The sequence below is a fragment of the Hymenobacter setariae genome (assembly GCF_007713685.1).
In the GTDB taxonomy this organism is placed as follows: domain Bacteria; phylum Bacteroidota; class Bacteroidia; order Cytophagales; family Hymenobacteraceae; genus Hymenobacter; species Hymenobacter setariae.
The window spans coordinates 1,249,411-1,267,962 of record NZ_VMRJ01000001.1; the positions used below are offsets into that span (position 1 = coordinate 1,249,411).

The 18,552-nt window shown below is 62.7% G+C and carries 14 protein-coding genes; 4 read left to right on the forward strand and 10 right to left on the reverse strand.

Translation table 11 applies throughout. The features are described from left to right. Window positions 1-21 precede the first annotated feature (21 nt). From FNT36_RS05210 to FNT36_RS05250, 9 genes are all read right to left on the reverse strand, one after another. Entirely contained in the window at window positions 22-729 is a 708-nt protein-coding gene (locus FNT36_RS05210; protein ID WP_144845028.1) for a hypothetical protein, read from the reverse strand. A gap of 238 nt (window positions 730-967) precedes the next feature. Continuing rightward, window positions 968-3,688 carry a PIG-L family deacetylase gene (locus tag FNT36_RS05215; protein WP_144845030.1) on the reverse strand — a complete coding sequence of 907 codons (2,721 nt, stop codon included), beginning with the start codon at window positions 3,686-3,688 and terminating at the stop codon, window positions 968-970. A gap of 229 nt (window positions 3,689-3,917) precedes the next feature. Beyond that, the gene (locus FNT36_RS05220; RefSeq protein ID WP_144845032.1) at window positions 3,918-4,820 is read right to left on the reverse strand and encodes a DUF5777 family beta-barrel protein; all 903 of its coding nucleotides are present in this window, start codon (window positions 4,818-4,820) and stop codon (window positions 3,918-3,920) included. A 12-nt stretch (window positions 4,821-4,832) separates the two neighbouring features. Beyond that, on the reverse strand, window positions 4,833-5,390 hold the full coding sequence (locus FNT36_RS05225; protein ID WP_144845034.1) for a YceI family protein: 558 nt from the start codon (window positions 5,388-5,390) through the stop codon (window positions 4,833-4,835). 20 nt (window positions 5,391-5,410) lie between these two features. Then, the gene (locus tag FNT36_RS05230; RefSeq protein WP_144845036.1) at window positions 5,411-5,788 is read right to left on the reverse strand and encodes a hypothetical protein; all 378 of its coding nucleotides are present in this window, start codon (window positions 5,786-5,788) and stop codon (window positions 5,411-5,413) included. Window positions 5,789-5,840: 52 nt separating this feature from the next. Continuing rightward, a complete protein-coding gene (locus tag FNT36_RS05235; protein ID WP_233635689.1) occupies window positions 5,841-6,719 on the reverse strand; it encodes a hypothetical protein in 879 nt (292 codons plus the stop codon). 153 nt (window positions 6,720-6,872) lie between these two features. Then, on the reverse strand, window positions 6,873-8,309 hold the full coding sequence (locus tag FNT36_RS05240; RefSeq protein ID WP_144845040.1) for a porin family protein: 1,437 nt from the start codon (window positions 8,307-8,309) through the stop codon (window positions 6,873-6,875). Then, a complete protein-coding gene (locus FNT36_RS05245; RefSeq protein WP_144845042.1) occupies window positions 8,284-8,877 on the reverse strand; it encodes an RNA polymerase sigma factor in 594 nt (197 codons plus the stop codon). The genes FNT36_RS05240 and FNT36_RS05245 overlap by 26 nt, the downstream gene beginning before the upstream one ends. A 418-nt stretch (window positions 8,878-9,295) precedes the next feature. Next, window positions 9,296-11,548: a TonB-dependent receptor gene (locus FNT36_RS05250; protein ID WP_144845044.1), complete on the reverse strand. Its 2,253-nt coding sequence runs from the start codon at window positions 11,546-11,548 to the stop codon at window positions 9,296-9,298. 203 nt (window positions 11,549-11,751) lie between these two features. Here FNT36_RS05250 and FNT36_RS05255 point away from each other — a divergent pair, with 203 nt between their 5' ends. From FNT36_RS05255 to FNT36_RS05270, 4 genes are all read left to right on the forward strand, one after another. Continuing rightward, window positions 11,752-13,032 (forward strand): PAS domain-containing protein, encoded by a 1,281-nt coding sequence (locus tag FNT36_RS05255; protein ID WP_144845046.1) that lies wholly within the window; start codon window positions 11,752-11,754, stop codon window positions 13,030-13,032. A gap of 253 nt (window positions 13,033-13,285) precedes the next feature. Further along, window positions 13,286-14,866, forward strand: coding sequence for an AMP-binding protein (locus FNT36_RS05260; RefSeq protein ID WP_144845048.1), 1,581 nt, complete (start codon window positions 13,286-13,288; stop codon window positions 14,864-14,866). Between the two features lie 23 nt (window positions 14,867-14,889). Further along, window positions 14,890-16,023 carry a DUF3419 family protein gene (locus FNT36_RS05265; RefSeq protein ID WP_144845050.1) on the forward strand — a complete coding sequence of 378 codons (1,134 nt, stop codon included), beginning with the start codon at window positions 14,890-14,892 and terminating at the stop codon, window positions 16,021-16,023. 172 nt (window positions 16,024-16,195) lie between these two features. Then, complete coding sequence (locus FNT36_RS05270; RefSeq protein ID WP_144845053.1) at window positions 16,196-17,323, forward strand: aminoglycoside phosphotransferase family protein; 1,128 nt, start codon at window positions 16,196-16,198, stop codon at window positions 17,321-17,323. A gap of 145 nt (window positions 17,324-17,468) precedes the next feature. Here FNT36_RS05270 and FNT36_RS05275 read toward each other — a convergent pair whose 3' ends face one another. Continuing rightward, window positions 17,469-18,539 carry an N-acetyltransferase gene (locus FNT36_RS05275; protein WP_144845055.1) on the reverse strand — a complete coding sequence of 357 codons (1,071 nt, stop codon included), beginning with the start codon at window positions 18,537-18,539 and terminating at the stop codon, window positions 17,469-17,471. Window positions 18,540-18,552 lie beyond the last annotated feature (13 nt).

Here is an 18,552-nt window from a genome sequence, read left to right on the forward strand (position 1 = left end):
AATAAGCTTATACCTTGCTCTCTATTTCGCGGCTTGTGCCGATGCTACTTCATACTTCTTGAGGCGGCCTAGCACTTGGTTTTGGCCCCAGCTAGGTGCCAGCGGACTGGTCGGCCGGAAGGCGGTGTATTTGGCTTTGGCTTCTTCGTAGAGAGGCTTAGCAGCTTCGGCCCCGCCGCCAAACATGCTGGGCGTGTAGTACACGTTGTTGGCACCCACCAAGTAGGGACGCGGGTTAGCGGGGTTTAGCGCCTTGGCTTGCGTCACAGTTTCGGTCACCATGCGCGAGTACTTCATGCTGCGCAGCATGGGCGAGATACCTAGGCGCGCTTGGTAGATATAGGCCTGCAAGGTCAGCAGCTCCGACTCATCCCCTTTTAGCTTGCGCGCCTGGGCCAGGGCGGCTTCGGCCTGGTCGAGGGTAGCGTCTTTGGCATCGCCGTCTTCCTGGCTCTGGAACACATTGATGAGCAGCGCGTAGGCTTGGTAGTAGCGGGGCAACCAGTCGGCGGGAGCCACGGCGGCGGCGCGCTCTAGCTTGGTGGCCAAGGCTTTCAACTCGGCCGCATCGCCGGTGTTCATTACTTGCGCGATGGTGGCGCCCAGCAGCTCGGCATAGCCGGCGGGGGCAGCGGTAGTAGTGGCAGGAGCAGACTTAGTAGCAGTAGTTTGAGCAGCGGCGCTGAAGCTAGCGGCAGCAAGGGCGAGGGCGATAAGCGACTTTTTCATGGCTGAAACGGGGAAGGTGGCCAAGTGGCCGGGTTGATGATTCAAAGGTGCCGCTGCCCTCCCCTACCCAAAATTTCCCGTTGCTGAACCGTCCCTAGGTGCACCCGAACCGGCTGAAAAGCCGGAAGAAGCGTGTGGGCAGAACGTATCGTGGACCCTGCGGGTCCGCGAGTGGTGCACGCTAGCTGACGCACACTACTCGCGGACTCACAGAGTCCACGGTACATTCTGCCAAGGCCTACTTTCCGCCCGACTCGACTAGATTGGCCAGGATGCGGTAGGCGCCGGGCACGCCGGCCGGCAGCTCCCGAAACAGCGACAAGCCGGTGTAGATGTAGCGGCCCTTGCCGTAGGGCGCCACCAAGATGGCGCTTTGCTTCTCCGTTTCGCCGGGGTCGTGGCTGGCGATAACGGGCTGATAGTGCGCATCCCACTGTGACGGATAATACAGCCCTTGCTCCTGTACCCAGCCAGTGCTAAAGTCGGCGGGCGTAAGCTTATTGGGCGTAGCCAGCAGGCCTTGCGCGAGGCTAGGAGCGGCTGATTTAGGATTGGCTTTAGGAGCTTGGCGCACCACTACGGCCCCGCCTGGGGTCGGCAGGAAGGTCACGGGCGTATTTTCTACCGTCACGCGGTCGGCGCTGAGCGTGAGGGGGTATGGCCCGATTTCGGACATCACGGTGCCGCGGTTCACCACGTATTGCACCAGCATGGTGCCGCCGTTTTCGACGTACTTGAGCAGTTGGGCTTGCTGGGTTTTGAGACGGTCGAGCACGTTGTAGGCGCGCACGCCCAGCACCACGGCGTCGTACTTCCCTAGGCGGTCGGCGGTGAGGTCGGTGGCGGGGTCGAGCAAGCTCACGGTGTAGCCGAGCTGGCGCAGGGCCTCGGGCACCTCGTCGCCGGCACCCATGAGGTAGCCGATATTTTTGGTGTGGCCACGCGCCACGTTCAGGCGCACCAGCGGGGCCGTGGCCTCGGGAAAGAGCGTCTGGGTCGGAATGTGCGGGTAGATTATCTGCTGGATGCCGCGGCTGTACTGCTCGGTGCCCACGGTGGCCACGGCGCGCAGCTCGGCTTTGCCCTCGGCTGCGCTGGCCAGCGGGCGCAACGTGAAGTTGACGGTTTGCTCGTCGTCCTTGTTTTTGAGGGTGAAGGCCACGGTGGCGGGCTCAGCCTGCCAGCCGCTGGGCACCTGCAAGGCCAGCGACCCAGCTACCCCGGCCTGGCCGGCGCGCAGCGTCACGGGCACTTGCTTGGGCTGCTGGTCGGCAAAGACGTAGGCGCGGGCGGCGGGGATATTCACCATCACCGGCGGCACCACGGCTAGCGGCTGGTACAGCTCGCCGAGGACCGGGTCGGTATGCTTGTATTGGACGGGAACGGTAATGGAGTTTAGTAGGTCCTCTTTGAAAAAGATAGCCAACTCAGCTACAGAAGGATTCTCAGGAAAACCCACTAACTCCCGTTCAGATATCATTTCACTACCCACAATGTGCTTTGTTGTATTCCCTTTTTTTACAAATAGCTCAGGAGTGGGAAGTACAGAGAAAGGCGGGTATAGCGTATAGCCTTGTCTACCCAGCGGAAACTGCTTTGGAAGTGTATACATCCCTTTGCTGGGCGGCAAGCGCAGCCAGTAAGGTTGTGTCTCTGGAATAAATGGGTAAATTCTACCTTTAAGCGCCAGCCGCAATGTTTTTCCAGCTTCTATTTGGGTTTGAACTGCGCTATCTGCGTCTAGTCCATGCATGGAAAGAATAGTTGCAACAGTTACCGGCGTTGAAGAACGGTTGGTAATTTCAACATTAATACTATTGCGCTGCCCGGCTAGGGTTGTTGCCTCTGCTACAGTAGCCTCCACATACAGTCCCCTAGCTGCTTGTAGCAATTTGCTTATCTCTACTATTTTTTGGGCTTCTAAATCAACGGTTCGAGGCTTGTCCTGATTAGAAATTGCAGCATAAATAGCTTTCTGCACGTCTAATAACCCCGCCACACTCGCGCTAGGGTTGCTCGCGTCATACTTCCGAATCACCTCATCTACCATCTTCCCGATGGCCGCGCCGCCCGGCACGCGGTTCCAGGTTTGGTCGATGCCCTCGAATAAATCGGTTTTGGCGGGCGTGCCTTTCACGAACTGGAAGTACTCGATGGCCTCGCCGCGCTGGGCGGCCGAGCCGAAGCCCTGGCTACGGTGCTGCGAGCGCGAGTGGGCCGCGATTTCGCCGTAGCTCTGGCCTAGGAGGGGGTTGTAGCCGCCTGCATCGAGCTTGAGGTAGCCGTCCATATTCTCGCCGGGCTTCACGAAGAAGCTGCCGGTGTTCCAGTATAGGCGCTTAGGCTGCCAGGCTTGCACGTATTTGAGCTGCTCGGGGAAGCGCTTGGGGTCGCCGGCAGCGTCGAAGGCTTCGGCGGCCAGGATGGCGCTGGCCTGGTGGTGGCCGTGGCCGGCGCGGGCATCGGGCGGGAAGCGCGTGATGAGCACATCGGGCCGCCGCTGGCGGATAACCCACACCATATCGGCGAGCACCTGCTCCTTGTCCCAAATAGTGAAGGTCTCGGCCGAGGTCTTGCTAAAGCCGAAGTCGTTGGCGCGCGAGAAGTACTGGTGTGCCCCGTCGATGCGGCGCGCCGCCAGCAGCTCCTGGGTGCGGATGACGCCAAGCTGCTCGCGCAGCTCAGGGCCGATGAGGTCCTGACCGCCATCGCCGCGAGTGCAGCTGAAGTAGCTAGTTTCGAGCTGGCGGCCGTTGGCGAGGTAGGCCAGCAGGCGGGTGTTTTCGTCGTCGGGGTGGGCGGCGATGTACATCACCGAGCCCACCACGTTGAGCTTTTTGAGACCTAGAAGAATTTCAGACGACGTATAAGTCTTGGGTGCCTGGGCCTGGGCAGTTGCCAGGGAGCACGTAACAAGCAGCAAAGCCCACAGGCGAGTGGCGCGGAGAAGTCGAAGCATAAAGCGTAAACCGGTTCGAGCCGTGAAGTTACCGGCAGGCGGTAATCCGGTCGCGGTTTAGTGCTATGCTATAGGGGATATTTTGACTAGTGCTGGCGCGAGTTACGCTGCACTAAACTCGCGCCAGCACCAGCCAGCAACCTAAGTAATATGTTAATTGGGAGCTACCGACATGCCGCTGGTCCGATGGCACGGGGCATAGCCCCGCGCCATCGGTGGAACTATGCACCTAGGGCCGACCGCGCAGCTGAAAAGCACGCGACACATTGAAGCCGAAGAAGATGTCGCCTTTGAGAAAATTACCCGTCGTTTGGGGAATGACGAATTTCTCAATCATACCCTGCGAGTTGGTGACGTGCAGTTGAAAGACGTGGCCCCCGGTTTCGATATCGAAGCCCAGGGCCAGGGAGTTGCGGAAGTTATCGGCCGTGGCGCCGGGCAGCAGGTAGTAGTATTCGCCGGTGAGGGCCAGGCGCTTGGTGAGCTTTTGGCGGGCGGCTAGGCCTAGGGCCCACACATTGTTTTGGTCGCGGCGCAGGTCCACGTAGTTGCGGTGCACGAGTGTGGGCATGAGCTGCACCGACAGCGCCGAACTGAACTTGCGGGCCAGCAGCGCCTGGTAGGTGTAGGTGAGGCGCGAGGTAGTCGTGCGCTCGGGCTGCGGCTCAAACCGCAGCGACGACAGGGCCGCGCTGGCAAAGAGCGTAACCGATACCGGCAGCGCGCCCGGCCCCGAGCCCTGGCGCAGCAGCCGGTACTTGCCAAAGCCGTCAAACGTTTTTTCGAGCGAACTGCGGCCTATGCCCACCGCCAGCCGGTCGGTGAGGCCGTACTCTAGCCCCAGCCGGATGGTGGCCTGGTCGAGGCCAAAGAAATTGTAGGCGCCGCTATTGAGGGTGCCGAACCGGTGCGAAATCAAGAACAGCAAGCTGCCCGCGCCCGGCGTCTCGATAGACTGTCCGTTGATGACGCGCGTGCCCTTGAAGGTGGCCACTGTCAGCTCGCGGCGCAAGCTGTCGCCGGTGAGGTGGTCGAGCTGCTGCATTAGGTCTTGCTGGGCGTGGGCGGGGGCCGCGCCCAGCAGCAGGGCGGCACCTAGGGCCAGCGGCCCCCAGGGTAGGGTTAGGTTCATAGGGGCGAGGAGCTAAGGGAGGGGGTCGCAGGCGAGGGCCACGGTCACGTCCACGGTTTTGGCAATGTGGCCGCGCACGAGCAGCGGAATCTCGATGCGGTAGTCGGCCGGAGCTATCACAAACTTGGCGTTCACCAGCAAGTGGTTGCTCTGAAGCTGCAGAGTGCCCGGCACCCGCACCCGCTGCGTGACGCCATGAATAGTGAGGTCGCCCTCGACCTGCACAGGCTGCGGGCTAGCAGCAGCGAGCGCGGCCGCCTGAAAGTCAACCAAGCGCCCACTGAACAGGGCCTTAGGGTACTTCTCCGACTCCACGTAGTTCTCATTGAAGTGGTCCTGCATCAGGGGCTTCGGAAACTTGAATTCCTTCATCAGCACCGTGAAAGCCACCTGGCCCGTTTGCGTATCCACCACGGCCGCCACCTGCTGGTTGCGGGCGCTGATGTCTTCAATGGGCGTGGCCGAAAAGAAGCTGATGGTGCCCGTACGCGTGAAGTACTTGGCGGGCGCCGGGGCGGGGCGGTGGGCTAGCCAGCCCAGCAGCCCCACCAAAAGCAGTAAGTGTTGCATAGCGTCTGCAAAAAGGAGGGTTAGTTGTTAGGAGCGCCCGCCGCCACCCACTTGCGCAGCTTGGCCCGGTCGCAGGCCGAGAGCTGGGCGCCGCCCTTGGGCATGGGCGAGTAACCGGGCGCGTGGTCCACGGAGCCCAGCAGGCGGCCGCTGGTGGCAGCGGCTTTCGTTTGGGTGTAGGCGCCGAGGCCCACGCCACCAGCGGCCGCACCGTTGGCGTGGCAGCTGCCGCAGTTTTGCAGCAGTAGCGGCGCCACGGTGGCGGCGTAGGTCACGCGGGTAGTGTCGCAGCTTGGGGTGGGCAGGGGGCCACTGCCGAGCAGGTCTTCCCCGTTTTGCGAGGCGCAGCCCCCGAGAAGGAGCGCCACGCCGGCGAGCAATAGTAGTTTGGCAGGCATAAGCTGGGAGGGCAACGAGTAAGCAAAGCAGCTGAAGTCAACTAATGGACACCTAGGGTGCCGCTACCATCCACACGTTGCCCACGCCGTCGCCCTCTACCGTGTTGCGGGCGCTATTGTCGGGGGTGTAGTAGTACAGGGGCAGACCCTTGTAGGTGGTTTGCTGGCGCGAGGCACCACCTGGCCCATCGGCGCGGGTGATGCTACCGAAATCACTGGCTTTCAGACCAGATGGCATTACTGTGGGCACTTCGCCATACACCGGCCACACGCTGGCGCAGCCGCCCGTGCAATTAGTGGGCTGGGTGCTGGGGCTGGTTTGGTCTTTGGCGAAGGTGTAGAGCGTGCGACCCTGGCCATCAATCAAGAAGCTCTTGAGGCCTGTGGCATTAGTCGTCTTGTTGGTGACGTTGGTGCGGGCCAGCAGCATGCTGTAGTCGGGCCGCATCGTAAACCACACGCTGCCCACTTTATCGCCGGTTACCTGGCCAGGTTTTTCGCGCACAAACTGCCCGCTGGCGTCGGCCGGAGCGTAGTAGTACATCGGCCAGCCCTTGTAGGTGGTCTGCTGCTGCCCGGTACTGGTCGTAATGGTGCCAAAGTCGCTGGCTTTCAAATCGCCGCTCACCACAATGTTGGGCGCGTAGAAGATGGGCCACACGCTGGCGCAGCCCCCCGTGCAGTTGTTGGTGCCCGATAGGTCGCGGGCGAAGTAATACAGCGTGTTGCCCGCCGCATCCACCATGTGGGGGCCAGCCACGGCATCGGGGGCCATCGCAATGGTAGGCGTGGGGGCCGGGTCGGGGCTATCCGAGTTATGGCAGCCGCCGAAGCTCAGGGCAAGGGCCAACAGGGGGCCGGCTACCCAGCCAAGCGGCCGGGCATAGGAGTGGTATCCAAACATGACAATGAGTGGTAAAGGGTTAAGCAATAAGCCAGTTAGAGTAGCCGCTAAGCGGCACCAAGTACCTGCCGGGCCCGGCAGGCGTGGGCAGGCCCTAGGGCCTGCCAGCAGCCCCGCCGCGAACGGGGCCACTAACACATCGAATTAACGCCCGCTGCCAGCGGGCCGGCTCCTGCGCAGCTACCGCAGCAGCCCGTACTTAAGCGAGAAAGAAGCTCCGGCACTGGTGAGGCGCACCTTGCCCGCTCCTACCCCACCCAGCGGCACCTGCCAAAACGGCTCGGCCTGCACCGACCAGCGCGTACCCAACGGCTTCTCAAAGCCGACGGCTAGATTGAGCACACTCAGGAAATGGTTGGACCCTTTAAGCACCTGCGCCGACTTGGTGGACGTTTGGCCGTTCATGGTCCAGTCGTAGCTGTAGCGCTCATCACGCATTAGCAACGAATTGAGCCCTAGACTAGTAAATACGGTGAAAGTTTTCCGGTCTACCACATCGTAGCGTAGGTCGAGCGGAATTTCGGTTACGCGGCAGCTCGCCACCAAGTCATACGTACCCGGATACCACTGCCAGGCGGCAGGCGCCTGATAGTCGGTACTGGCGGCCAGGTAGTGCTTTTGGCTGCTGAGCAGGCCGCCGCGCAGCCGCAGCCGCGTCGTGAAGCGGTACTCCAGCGTGAGGCCGTAATCGAGGCCCAGCCGGGCCGACTGGGCGGTGCGCACGCCGCTGGCGCTCGGCCCGGCCAGCAGGCCTACTACCACTCGGTACGGGGGGCGCGGCGCTGGGCGCCGGGGCGGGGTCGAGTCGGCGACTGCGCGCTGCTGCATTGCTAAGGGGCGTACCGAATCGGGTAGGGCGCGCAGCGAATTAGCTACCGAGTAAGACGGAACTTTTAGCAGAGCTACTCGGCCGTCTAAGGATTCTACTGTTTCAGCTTCTTTATTATAAGCCAAGTACTTACGAGCACGCGAATGGGCTGCCGCTCGACGCTCCACTAAAGTATTGCTTAGGCCAGCTGAGCCAGCCATTGACCTAGCGCCCGGCTGCGCCGCCCTACTTCTTTTGCTAGCTGCACTGGTGGCCAGCAGCTTGCTGCCAGTAGCTATTGGCATTTTAGTCAGTGCTTTTTCTGCATTCACACGCTGCGTTTCAAGTATAGAAGCAGGTGCTGAAACTTTACCTAGGGTCACACTCTGCGGAGCTGCCACCGCTTCGCCTAGGTGGCCTAGGGCGGCGGGCTGGGCTGAAGTGACGGGCTGGGTTGAGCGGATAGAAGCGACTGGTGAAGAATTTAAAATTCGGCCGGTGTGGGCGCTGGCAGTAGCCGCCGAGGGTGCAGCGGCTTGTGATAGATTCTGCTGGCTAGCAGCACTCCTTTCCGTAGTTGCCGCTGGGTTAGCCAAGCGGGCTACTTGCCAGAGCAGCAGTGCAATTAGCACTAGCTCGCCGGCAAAAAAACGACCGATTTTGCGCCGCAACTGCTGGGTGTGCGCGGCGGTATCGAGCTTGGTTTCCATACGCGCCCATGCCTCCGGAGGCATCTCATCCGGATATGCTTCCGCGCCGCGCCGAAAGAGCGCGTCCAGCTCTTCATCTGACATAGGGGGCGTAGGCATGGTGGTGGGTGCGTTTAAGCAATTGTTTGAGGCCGGCGCGGGCTTTAGATAAATTGGTTTTGGAAGCCCCCACCGTCATGTGCAGCTGCGCCGCGATTTCTTCGTGCGAGTAGCCGTCGATGACGTAGAGGTTGAAGACGGCCTGGCAGGCCGGCGACAGCTGCCCGATGAGGTGCAGCAGTTCCTCGAAGGCCAGGGCATCGAGCGGTGTGTGGCCGCCGTCGGAGTAGTCGGGCCCGCCTTCCTCCATGCTAGTGAGCAGCGCATGGCGGTGCTCGGCCCGAAACCGGTCGATGGCCGTGCGGACCATGATACGATGCAGCCAGCCCGTGAGCGAGCCGCCTAGGTCGGGGTAGCGGGCAGCATCGAAGCGGGGCAGCTCCTGAAATACCTTCAGAAACCCATCGTTCACCGCCTCTAGCGCCACCTCGGGGTCGGGGAGGTAGCGCCGGCAAATGCTAGCGGCAAACCCGTAGTAGTGCTTGTATAGCAGGCCCTGGCCGTGCCGGTCCAGGGGCCGGCCCGCCACGAGTAGTTCCGCAAGCTGAATGGGTAAGGGTCTGGACATGCCCGGTCGCTAATTACTTCCTACTACCTGACTCGGAGCGAATCTTCAAAAGGTTACCGGCATATCCCAAAAAAATAAGAGAAATTTTAAATTTATTATATAGCCAGCACGGTAATTAATTACAAGGTCTTGTTTACTAGTAGTGTGTGCATAATGCACAAAATCAAGTCATGCAGAGCGTAGCGAAGCATCTCGCGTGGTGCAGTAACTAATGCGTTAGAGATTACTGCGCCACGCGAGATGCTTCGCTACGCTCTGCATGACCTAGTATTTGATTGACAAAAAGTAATTAATGTAGTCCTTTATACAGACCTTGAAATTGCTCTACCATGAAGAAAGCCCCGAACTAAGCAGTCGGGGCTTCCTATTATTAGACGCAACGCGTCAGCTTTCCTTCTTCCTAGGTTCTAGCTGGGTGCTAATCAGGCGCTACCGACGTGTCGCCGGGCGACTTCTTGTTAATCGAGATGAGCAGCGCGGCCACTACAAACTGCGGGGCCAGTTGGCGCACGGGGGCGGCGGCGTAGCGGCCGGCGGCATCGGGAGTGGTAGCGTAGCGGTAGCCGTAGATATTGTCGCGGCCGAGCAGGTTGGTGACGCCTAGGTGCACGATGGTATACTGCCCGGCCAGGTGCGTGAGGTAGCTCAAGCTGAGGTCGAGGCTTTGGTAGCTGGGCGTGCGGCCTTGGTTGAAGCCGGGCAGGTTGGGATTATAATAGGTGCGGGCGCTGCCGTAGCTGTAGGTGCCGCTCACTTGCAGGTGCAGCTTCTCAAACCAGTATTTGCCCACCAGGCTCAGGTTGTGGGTGGCGGCGAAAGTGGGCGTGGCCAAGGCAAAATCGGCCCGCGCCTGGCGGCGGGTGTCGAGTAAGCCGTAGCTCACCCAAAAGTCGATTTTCTTAAAGGTCTGGTAGCGGTCACGGAAGAAGATATCTACGCCCTGGGCGTAGCCAGCGCCCGAGTTGGCATAGGCATTCCGGTTCAAGAAATCGGCGCCATTGAAGCGCACTAGGCCGTGGTAGTCTTTGCGATAGAGCTCGGCGCGCAGGGTGCGACTGCTAGTCTGGTACTGGTAGCTGAAGATGTAGTGCGCCGCCCGCTCGAACCCTAGGTTTGGCTGCACGCGCAACAGGTCGTTGGTGGGGTTTTGGTAGAATAAGCCCCCGGCCAGCGCCACTTGCTGGCAGCTGCCCAGCTGCCAAGCCAGGGCTAGGCGCGGCGCTAGGTTGGCCTGCCGCAGCAGCCCCGAATACTCGCCCCGCAGCCCTAGGCGACCCGTGAGGTGTGGCGCCAGGCTCAGGTCGCTTTCGACAAATACGGCCGGGCGCTTTTCAAAAAAGCTGGGGGTGAGCGCGGTCGCCTCGGCGGTGGCCTGGTAGCGCAGGTCGTAGCGCTGCACGGTGGTTTCGGTGCCCACTTTCAGGTTAAACCACGTGCTGGCCGAGTCGTTGGTGAGCACCAGGCGGGCGGTAGCGGTGCGTTCCAGCTCCTCCACGCGCAGGGGCTCGGGCTGCACGGCGTTGCGCTCGCTACCTAGGGCCAGGCCGGCGTTCAGGCTCCAGCCGTGACGCAGGGCGGTGCGGTAGGTGGTGTTGAGGTAATAATTCTGGTTTTGCAGCGCCGTGAGGCGGCCGGTGGCGGCGTAGGCGGCCTCGGGGTCGGCTTGGCGAGTGGCCAGTTGCTGGCTGCTGTAGGTGCCGTAGATTTTAAACAACCCGCCGCTCGCTGTGCGGTGGGCCAGCCGCACCGAGCCACCTAGGCGCTGCGGCGCCTGCTCCCAGCCCTGGCCGGGGGCGGTGAGGCCGAAGTAGGGCGCTAGGTTGGTGTATTCGAGCGTGGCCGAGGCCGAGGTGCGGTCCCAGCGCTGGGTGCGCGAAAGGCTGCCGCCCACGCTCAGCAGCGAGATGCCGGTTTGGGTTTCGGGGTCGAGGTCAATAGAGTTCAAGCCCACCACTGCGCTCAGCGCCTGCCCGTACTCGGCCGAGTAGCCGCCCGTGCTGAAAAGCGTACCCTTAAACAAGGTGGGCGCAAACCGGCCCCGCGCCGGCACGCCGGCCGTGCTGCCGCCGTAGAAGCTTTGCACGGGCAATCCGTCGAGGTAGTAGCGGATTTCGGAGGCCGCGCCACCGCGCACAAACAGCTTGCCCTCCTCCCCCACCCGCGTAGTGCCAGGCAGGGTATTGAGAGCGCTGGCAATATCGGCGTTGGCCCCGGCTGTGGTCAGGATATCAAGTGGCTTGAGGGCCGCGGCGCGCTTCTCATCGCTGGCCTCGAAGGCCCCGGCCACAATGCTGACGGTACCTAGGGAGGCGCGGCTTTCGCGCAGGCGGCGGGGTGGCAGGGCCAATGGGCCACCAGGTAGCGCCAGCGGCGTTTCTTGCATTTCGTAGCCGATGAGGGTGCACACCAGCGGCAGTGTGCCCGTGGCGGTGGTGCTGAAAACGAAGCGCCCGAGCGAATCAGTAGTAGCGCCGTCGAAAGTGCTTTTCAGAAATACGTTCACGCCGGGCAGCGGGCGGCCGGCCCCATCGAGCACCGTGCCGCTGAGCTGAGTGGGCCCTAGGTGCGTGCCGGCCGACGCTGGGGCACCAAGCGGTGCGGCGGGTGCCTGGGCAGCGGCAGTACCTAGGGTGGCAAAAACGAGAAGCAGGGGCAGTAGCGGTGCGTTCATGGGGCCGGATAGCTTGGGGTGGCTTGGTGGCCCAAAGGTGTCCGGCCTAGGTAGCCACCTTCAATAAAAGCTACTGAACCCGCAAAACCCTGGGTTGAACCGTCGCGGCAGCCCGTTTGGGCGTAGCCAGGCAACGCCAGCGGGGCGGCTGCGTTGTAGGCGGTGGAAATGCGTATTTTCGCCCCCGCTCTAGCTATTTCGTGATGCCTGACTCTGCCCTTCCCGTCGATTACCAACACCTTTTTCGGTCGCTGCCGGAGAGTTTTCTGCTGATGGCGCCCGACTCTACCGTGCTCGATAACACCGACAGCCACGTGGCTGTGTCGCTCAAGAGCCGGGAAGAAGCCGTAGGCAAAACCATTTTTGAGGCTTACCCCACCTCCGGCACCAGCGGCGTCAATGCCATTCAGGAGTCGCACGACTACGTGCGGCAGCACCTCGAGCCGCACACCATGCCGCTCATTCGCTATGACCTGGCTGGGCCCGATGGCCAGCTCGAAGAGTTTTACTGGCAGGCTACCCACTACCCCATCCTCGACGCCCAGGGCCAGCTGCAATACATTTTGCAGCGCACCCAAAACGTGACCGAGCAACTACGCATGGCCAAGGCCGCCGCCGAGGCCCAGGCTAAGCTAGCCGAGGAGCAGTCGCGCACGCTCTTCATTCTGGAAAGCCTGCCGGTATTTATCTGGACCACCTTGCCCACCGGTGAGGCGGATTACTTTAACCCACGCTGGCTGGCTTTCACCGGCCGGAACCTGGCCGAAGAACTAGGCGAGCAGTGGACCGCCGACCTGCACCCCGACGACCAAGCACGCGTGCAAACCACCTGGCAGCAGTGCGTGGCCACCGGCGAGTCGTTTCAGGCCGAGTATCGCCTGCGCCGCGCCGATGGCGAATACCGCTGGCTACTAAGCCGCGCTGAGCCCCGCCGCGCCGACGATGGTACCATTACGATGTGGGTAGGCGGCGCCACCGACATCCACGACCAGAAGCTGATGGTGCAGGAGCTCCTCGACACCAACGAGCAGCAGGCCAGCCTCTCGGAGCAGGCCTACCAAAACTACCAGCTAGCGCAGCAGCAGCGCCAGACTTTATATAGCCTACTAATGCAGGCCCCGGCTTGCATCGGCATCGTGCGCGGTCCGCAGCACCGCTTCGAGTTTGTGAATGAAGGCCTGGCTGAGCTGGTAAACCACACCGAGCTAGTGGGCCGCACCACCGAAGAAGCTTTTCCAGAACTGCGCGGCCAGGGCATACTCGAAGCGCTCGACCAGGTGTACGCCACCGGCGAAAGCTACCACGGCCGCGAACTGCTCATCCGACTCGATACCGGTGCCGGTCAGCTGCGCGATGCGTATTTCAACTGCCTCTACCAGCGCTTCGATGAGAGTGGGCAGGCCGCCGGTATTACCATCTACGCCTACGAAGTCACCGAGCTAGTCGACACTCGCCGCAAGCTTAAGGAGCTGCTGAGCCAATAAACGCTTTTGCCAGCACTGCTTCTAAAGTCTACTTGCGGGTGGCAATGGGTATTGCTGGCCACCCGCGAGCAGGTGAGTTATTCGGCAAGCGCGCATCATATTTTGCACTTACTATCAGATACTTGACTAAAAATAAGTTATCTACCAATAGCAAGCTTTGGCTTTTGCTATTGGGGGACTTTACTAGTTTGTAAAGTCAGGTTACGGTCGAAATTAGGTAGCGCGGGCAGGTGCCCGGCCAGCACTTTTGGGCATGCTTCTCGCCCCTGCATTGCCCCTTGCCTGCCCGCCCTTACCGCCGCCCGCGGCGCCGGCCCTGCACCCCAATTTTGCCGAGCGTCTGTATAAAACGCTTGGCCACCACTCGGCCCAAGAAGTCCTGCGCTGGCCCGCAACCCAGCCCGGCGCCACCCCGCACAGTGTAAGCGGGGCCGCCCTGCTGGCGCGGGTGCAGGCCTGGCAGCAGGCGCTCGAAGCCACCGGGCCACTGCCCCTAGAGGCACCCGTGTTGCTGGCCCACCACGGCAGCCCCGAGCTAGTAGCGGCACTGCTGGCCGTGCTGGGCCTAGGCGGGGTACCCGTGCTGCCTCCAGCGGGCGCGGGGGTCCGCATGCTCTACCACTTGCTCAAGGCCGAGCGCATCGCGCTGGCCTTAGTCGCGCCTAGCATGCAGCGCCGCCTAGGGTGGCTGGGGCGCCTGATAGGCTGCCGCTGCGTGGCAGCGCCCGCCGTGCCCAACTATGATGAGTGGGCAGCCCCTAAACCGGACGCCGTGGCCGCACCCGTGCTACGCGCGGTGCGCCCCGAGCAGCCGGCGCTCATTTCGCATAGCTCGGGCTCGACATCGGGGCGGCCGGCGGCAGTGCGGCGCAGCCACCGCGTGCTCCAAGCCCAGCACGACGCGCTGCGCACGCAGTTTCCGCCTTGGCCGGGGCAGCGCGACTTTCCGCTGTTTCCCAACGTCATCTTGCACAACCTGGCCGTGGGGGCGCTCAGCATCGTGCCCGACCTGCCCGGCGGCAAGCTGGCGCAGCTTGACCCCGCTCGCGTAGTAACCCAGCTAGTGGCCGAGCGCATCGAAACCCTGACAGGCAACGTGTTTTACTTCGAGCAACTGTTGGCCTACCTAGGGCAGCAGCCGGCCACATTTCCTGGGGTACGAGCGCTGGGCGTCGGCGGCTCGCCGGTGCCTGAATTGCTGCTGGTAGCGCTGCGTCGCTGCTTTCCGCGGGCTGTGTGCCACGTCATCTACGGCGCCTCCGAGGCCGAGCCTATTGCCGTGCGCACCGTGGCCGGCCCCGCGCTCGACCCACGCCTGGGATACTGCGTGGGCCAGCCGCATGCGGGCCTCGCTATTCGGCTGCATGAGCCGCAGCCCGTTTGGCAACCCGACGCTGATGCAACCCGCACCGCCCTAGGTGCCCTCACCGGCCCGCCGCGCTACCAAGCCGGCGAGGTGCTAGTGCGGGGGCCACACGTGGCGGCGGCTCCCGGCGCCTGGCTGCCCACCGGCGATTTCGGCTACTTCGACGCGGCTGGGCAGCTCTGGCTCACGGGCCGGCGCGGGGCGGCTGCGCTGGTGCGCGGCGTGGGCCACTACCAGCTCGAGCACTATCTGCGCCAGCTGCCCGGCGTGACGCAAGTGGCGGCGCTACCCCGCCCCGACGGCGCGGCCTTCGACGTGCTAGTGGCCGGCAGCATCACGGCTGCGGCCGTGCAGGCGGCCAGCGCGACCGCGTTTGGGCCAGGCCTAGTGGGGCAGGTAACATTCCGCGCCCGGCTGCCCGTCGATGGCCGGCACTTCTCCAAAATTCGCTACGACCTCCTTTGCTAACCCTCGCTCTACCCTCACTCGCTATGAAATCCGAATTTGCCAGCATTCCCCTCGACCGCCTACGCTATGGCTTGGTTTGGGAAGACCACGCTACCCTATACCAGGCGCTCGACCTAGGGCCCGAAGACCATGCACTCATCATCACCTCGGCGGGCTGCAACGCGCTGAATGCGCTGCTCGCCGGCCCGCGCCAGGTCACGGCCATCGACCTGAACCCACTGCAAAACCGGTTGCTGGCCCTCAAGGCGCACGCCATAGCCCACCACCCGCCGGCGGTGCTGCGCGGGCTGCTGGGCCTCGATGGCCCGGCCGCAGTGGCCGCTGCCAATGCTGCGCTGCAAGCCACGCTGCCCCCGGCCGACTACGCGGCGTGGGCCGCTTACCTGGCCCGGCACCCTAGGGGCCTGCTGCTGGCCGGGCAGCTCGAAAGCTACGTCACGGGCTTTGTGCCGAGCCTGCCGGCCGTGTGGCAGGCTCGGCTGCGGGGCTTGCTCGCCTGCGGCAGCGTGGCCGAGCAGTGGGCCTACTTTCGGCAGGAGCTAGACCAGCCTGCTTTTCAGACGCTGTTTGTGGCCTATTTCGACGCAGCCAACCTCAGCCAAGGGCGCGACCCGCGCCTATTTCGCTACGCGGCCGCGTCGGGTGGAGCCCTCTTTTACGAGCGGCTGCGGCGGCAATTGAGCCAGCGACTGGCGCGGGATAATTTCTTTTTTCACTTCCTGTTTTTTGGGCCCGAAAACCTGCCCGAAGCCCTGCTGCCGCCCTGCTACCAAGCCGCCCACCAGCCGCAACTGCGCCGCAGCTTGGCCCGGTTGCGGCTGGTGACGGGCGAGGCCAGCGAGTTTTTGCTCTCGGCCGCCGGGCACGACGTGACAAAAGCCAGCTTGTCCAACATTTTTGAGTACGTCAGCCCTGCTGAGTTTGGGCGCGTGAGCCGGGCGCTGGCAGCCCGGCCCGCTCCGCTGCGCCTGGTCTTCTGGAATTTGCTGCAAGCTCAGGCGCCCCGGCGCACGGCGGCGGTGCCGCTGCTACCCGCTGCCTCGGCTGCCCTAGGGGCGCAAGATGCCTGCTTCTACTTCGGCGGCGTGCGGGTGCTGGCGTATGCCGGCTGCTCAGCGCCTGTCGCCTCACCGGCGCCGCTGCTGCAAGCTGTATAGGGCAGTATAGCGAGGCACAACCAGCTTATTGTGCGGATTTTATAGTCCGCAATTACGCACGCCTAAACGCGAACTACAAAGTCCGCGCAACGGTGCACTATATACCAGTATTAAAGCTGCTTTCGGCAACCTAGGGCGCCTAGGTGCTAATCACCCTCCTCTTCTATTTCCTATGAATTCGGACTTTCTGCAAGCGCTGCTGCGCCAGCATTCTCCTACCCAGGCGGCCGAAGTGCGGGCGGTGCGCCCCCGGCCACTCGATAGCTCCACCAGCATTTTGTCCAGCCTCACGGCCGGGCGCACAGCGCAGCCCATCGGCCTGTTTGGGCTGGAGGCCGAGCTACGCGAGGCCGGCCAGCCTTGGCGCACCGAGCGCCTGGTGCTCAAGGCCAAGCCCCACGCCCGCGCCATTTGCCAGATGATTACGGGCCTGGCCCAGGCTTGCGGCGGGGCGGTGGCCGAGGTGTACCCGGCCTTCGAGTACCTCACCGGCTTCGGTGCCACGCACTGGCGCGAGCTGGCCGTGTATGCCACCCCGGCCGCCGCCCTGCTGCCCCGCGTGTGGGCCACCCACGCCGACCCTGCCACCGATACCTACCTCGTGGTGCTGGAAGACCTCAGCGAGCGCGAGCTGCTGAACTCAGTGCTCGCCCCCGCCCACTGGACCGATGCCCACCTGCGGGCGGCCCTGCGCCAGCTCGCCGCCTGGCACGCGCACCACCTCGTGCCCAATGGCGCCGCAGCGCCCGAGGCCGCGCCGGCCACCTGGCCTCAGCTTGCCCCGCTCTGGGAAGCGCTGCTAGACCACGCCGGGCGGCACTTTCCAGACCAGTATTCGGCGGCGCGGCGGCAGCAGCTAAGCCAGGCCATTCGGGCAGTACCGAGCAACTGGGCCACCCTAGGCACCCTGCCCAAAACACTTATTCACAACGACCTGAATCCGCGCAATACCTGCTTCAGGCCCGGCGCCGATGGCCAGCCCCAACTGGTGGCCTACGACTGGGAACTGGCCACCTACCACCTGCCGCAGTACGATGCAGTGGAGCTACTGTGCTTTGTGCTCGGGCCCGACCGCTACCACCTCCGCGCCGAGTACCTAGACTACTACCGCCAACAGCTGCACGCCTGTACCGGCTGCTTCGCCGACGCGGCTGCCTTTGCGGAAGGTACCCGCCTGGCTACCCTAGAGTTTGGCTTGCACCGCCTAGGGCTCTATCTACTACCGCATGCGCTCAGCCCCTACCCATTTTTGCCGCGGGTGATAGAAAGCTTTTTCGCGGCAATGGCGGGTGATTGTTAATTGTTAGTGCTTAGCAGTTAGTCGCCTGTCATTGCGAGCGTAGCGAAGCAATCGCACCTGGATGAGACCACCTAGGTTCCGTCTTGATGCGATTGCTTCGCTACGCTCGCAATGACAAATATGGTTAAACGATACTAACTAAGCGCTATACCAATTCCTGCTCAAACAGTGCATAGTAAGTCACCTCAGTAGGTAAGTTTTTGATAAATCGTAGCGCGCGGTTGCCGGTGCGCATGAGGCAGAAAATTACGTCGTCGTAGTGGGCGCGAAACTCTTGCATGGCGTAGGCGGCCAGTAGCGCTTGCAGGCCCTGGCCCTGGTAGTCGGGGTGCACGCCTACTGTTTTGGCCAGTAGGGTGCGGGTAGTGAGGCGCGGGTAGTCGCGGGTATATACGGGGTGCTCGCTAGTAGCCCGGCCCAGCGAGTGGTAGTTGGGCTGGCACAGGCTGAGGGCCGCCAGCCGCCCGCTCGGCCGGTGCCGAAATAGCACCGAGGCGTGCGGGCACAGCCCCTCGGCATACGCGTGGTTGTAGAGCACTCGAAACTGCGCCTTGCTCACGGCCCGGTAGGCCGGGTTTTGGCTGAAAATCTGCTGAATAAGCTCAAAAATCTCATCTTCCAGCTCATCCCAAACTGGCGGCGTGAGGGGAATAAACTCGAACGGCAGCTGGTGCAATTGCTCTTGCACCGAGCGCTGCTGCTCGTACACCAGCGGCACGTCTTGGGCCAGCAAGTGGTGGCTTTCAAAAGTTAGTGCCTTCCGAAATCCTAGCTCTTCGAGCAGGCCGGGGTAGTAGGGTGGGTTTACGGGCTCGCGGTTGAACTGCCGCCACGAGGGCACCGCCCCCAGCCGGAGCCGGTAGCGAAAGTAGGTGCTAAAGTGCAGCGGACCCTGCACTACCTTAAACCCTCGCTCGGCGGCATCGCTATAGAGCTGCTCGAAAGCTACTTGGTTGAGGAGCAGCGCCCCCGACGTTTCCCAAAACCCGAAATAAGCGACCTCGCCCCCGGCTTTCGGAAACAGGCCTGCGAGGCGCATATTCCAGTGGTCGGTGTAAAAAATGATGTCGTAGGTGGCAGCCAGCTGGGCACAAAGCTCGGCGGCAGACTCATCGTCGGGCGCGTAGCCCAAACCGGCATAAGGCTGCCGGCCCACGGCATCGAAGCTCGCGGGCAGCTCACCGGCGTAGGGCAAGCGGTCTAAAAAAACGGACATAGGAAGGCTAGGA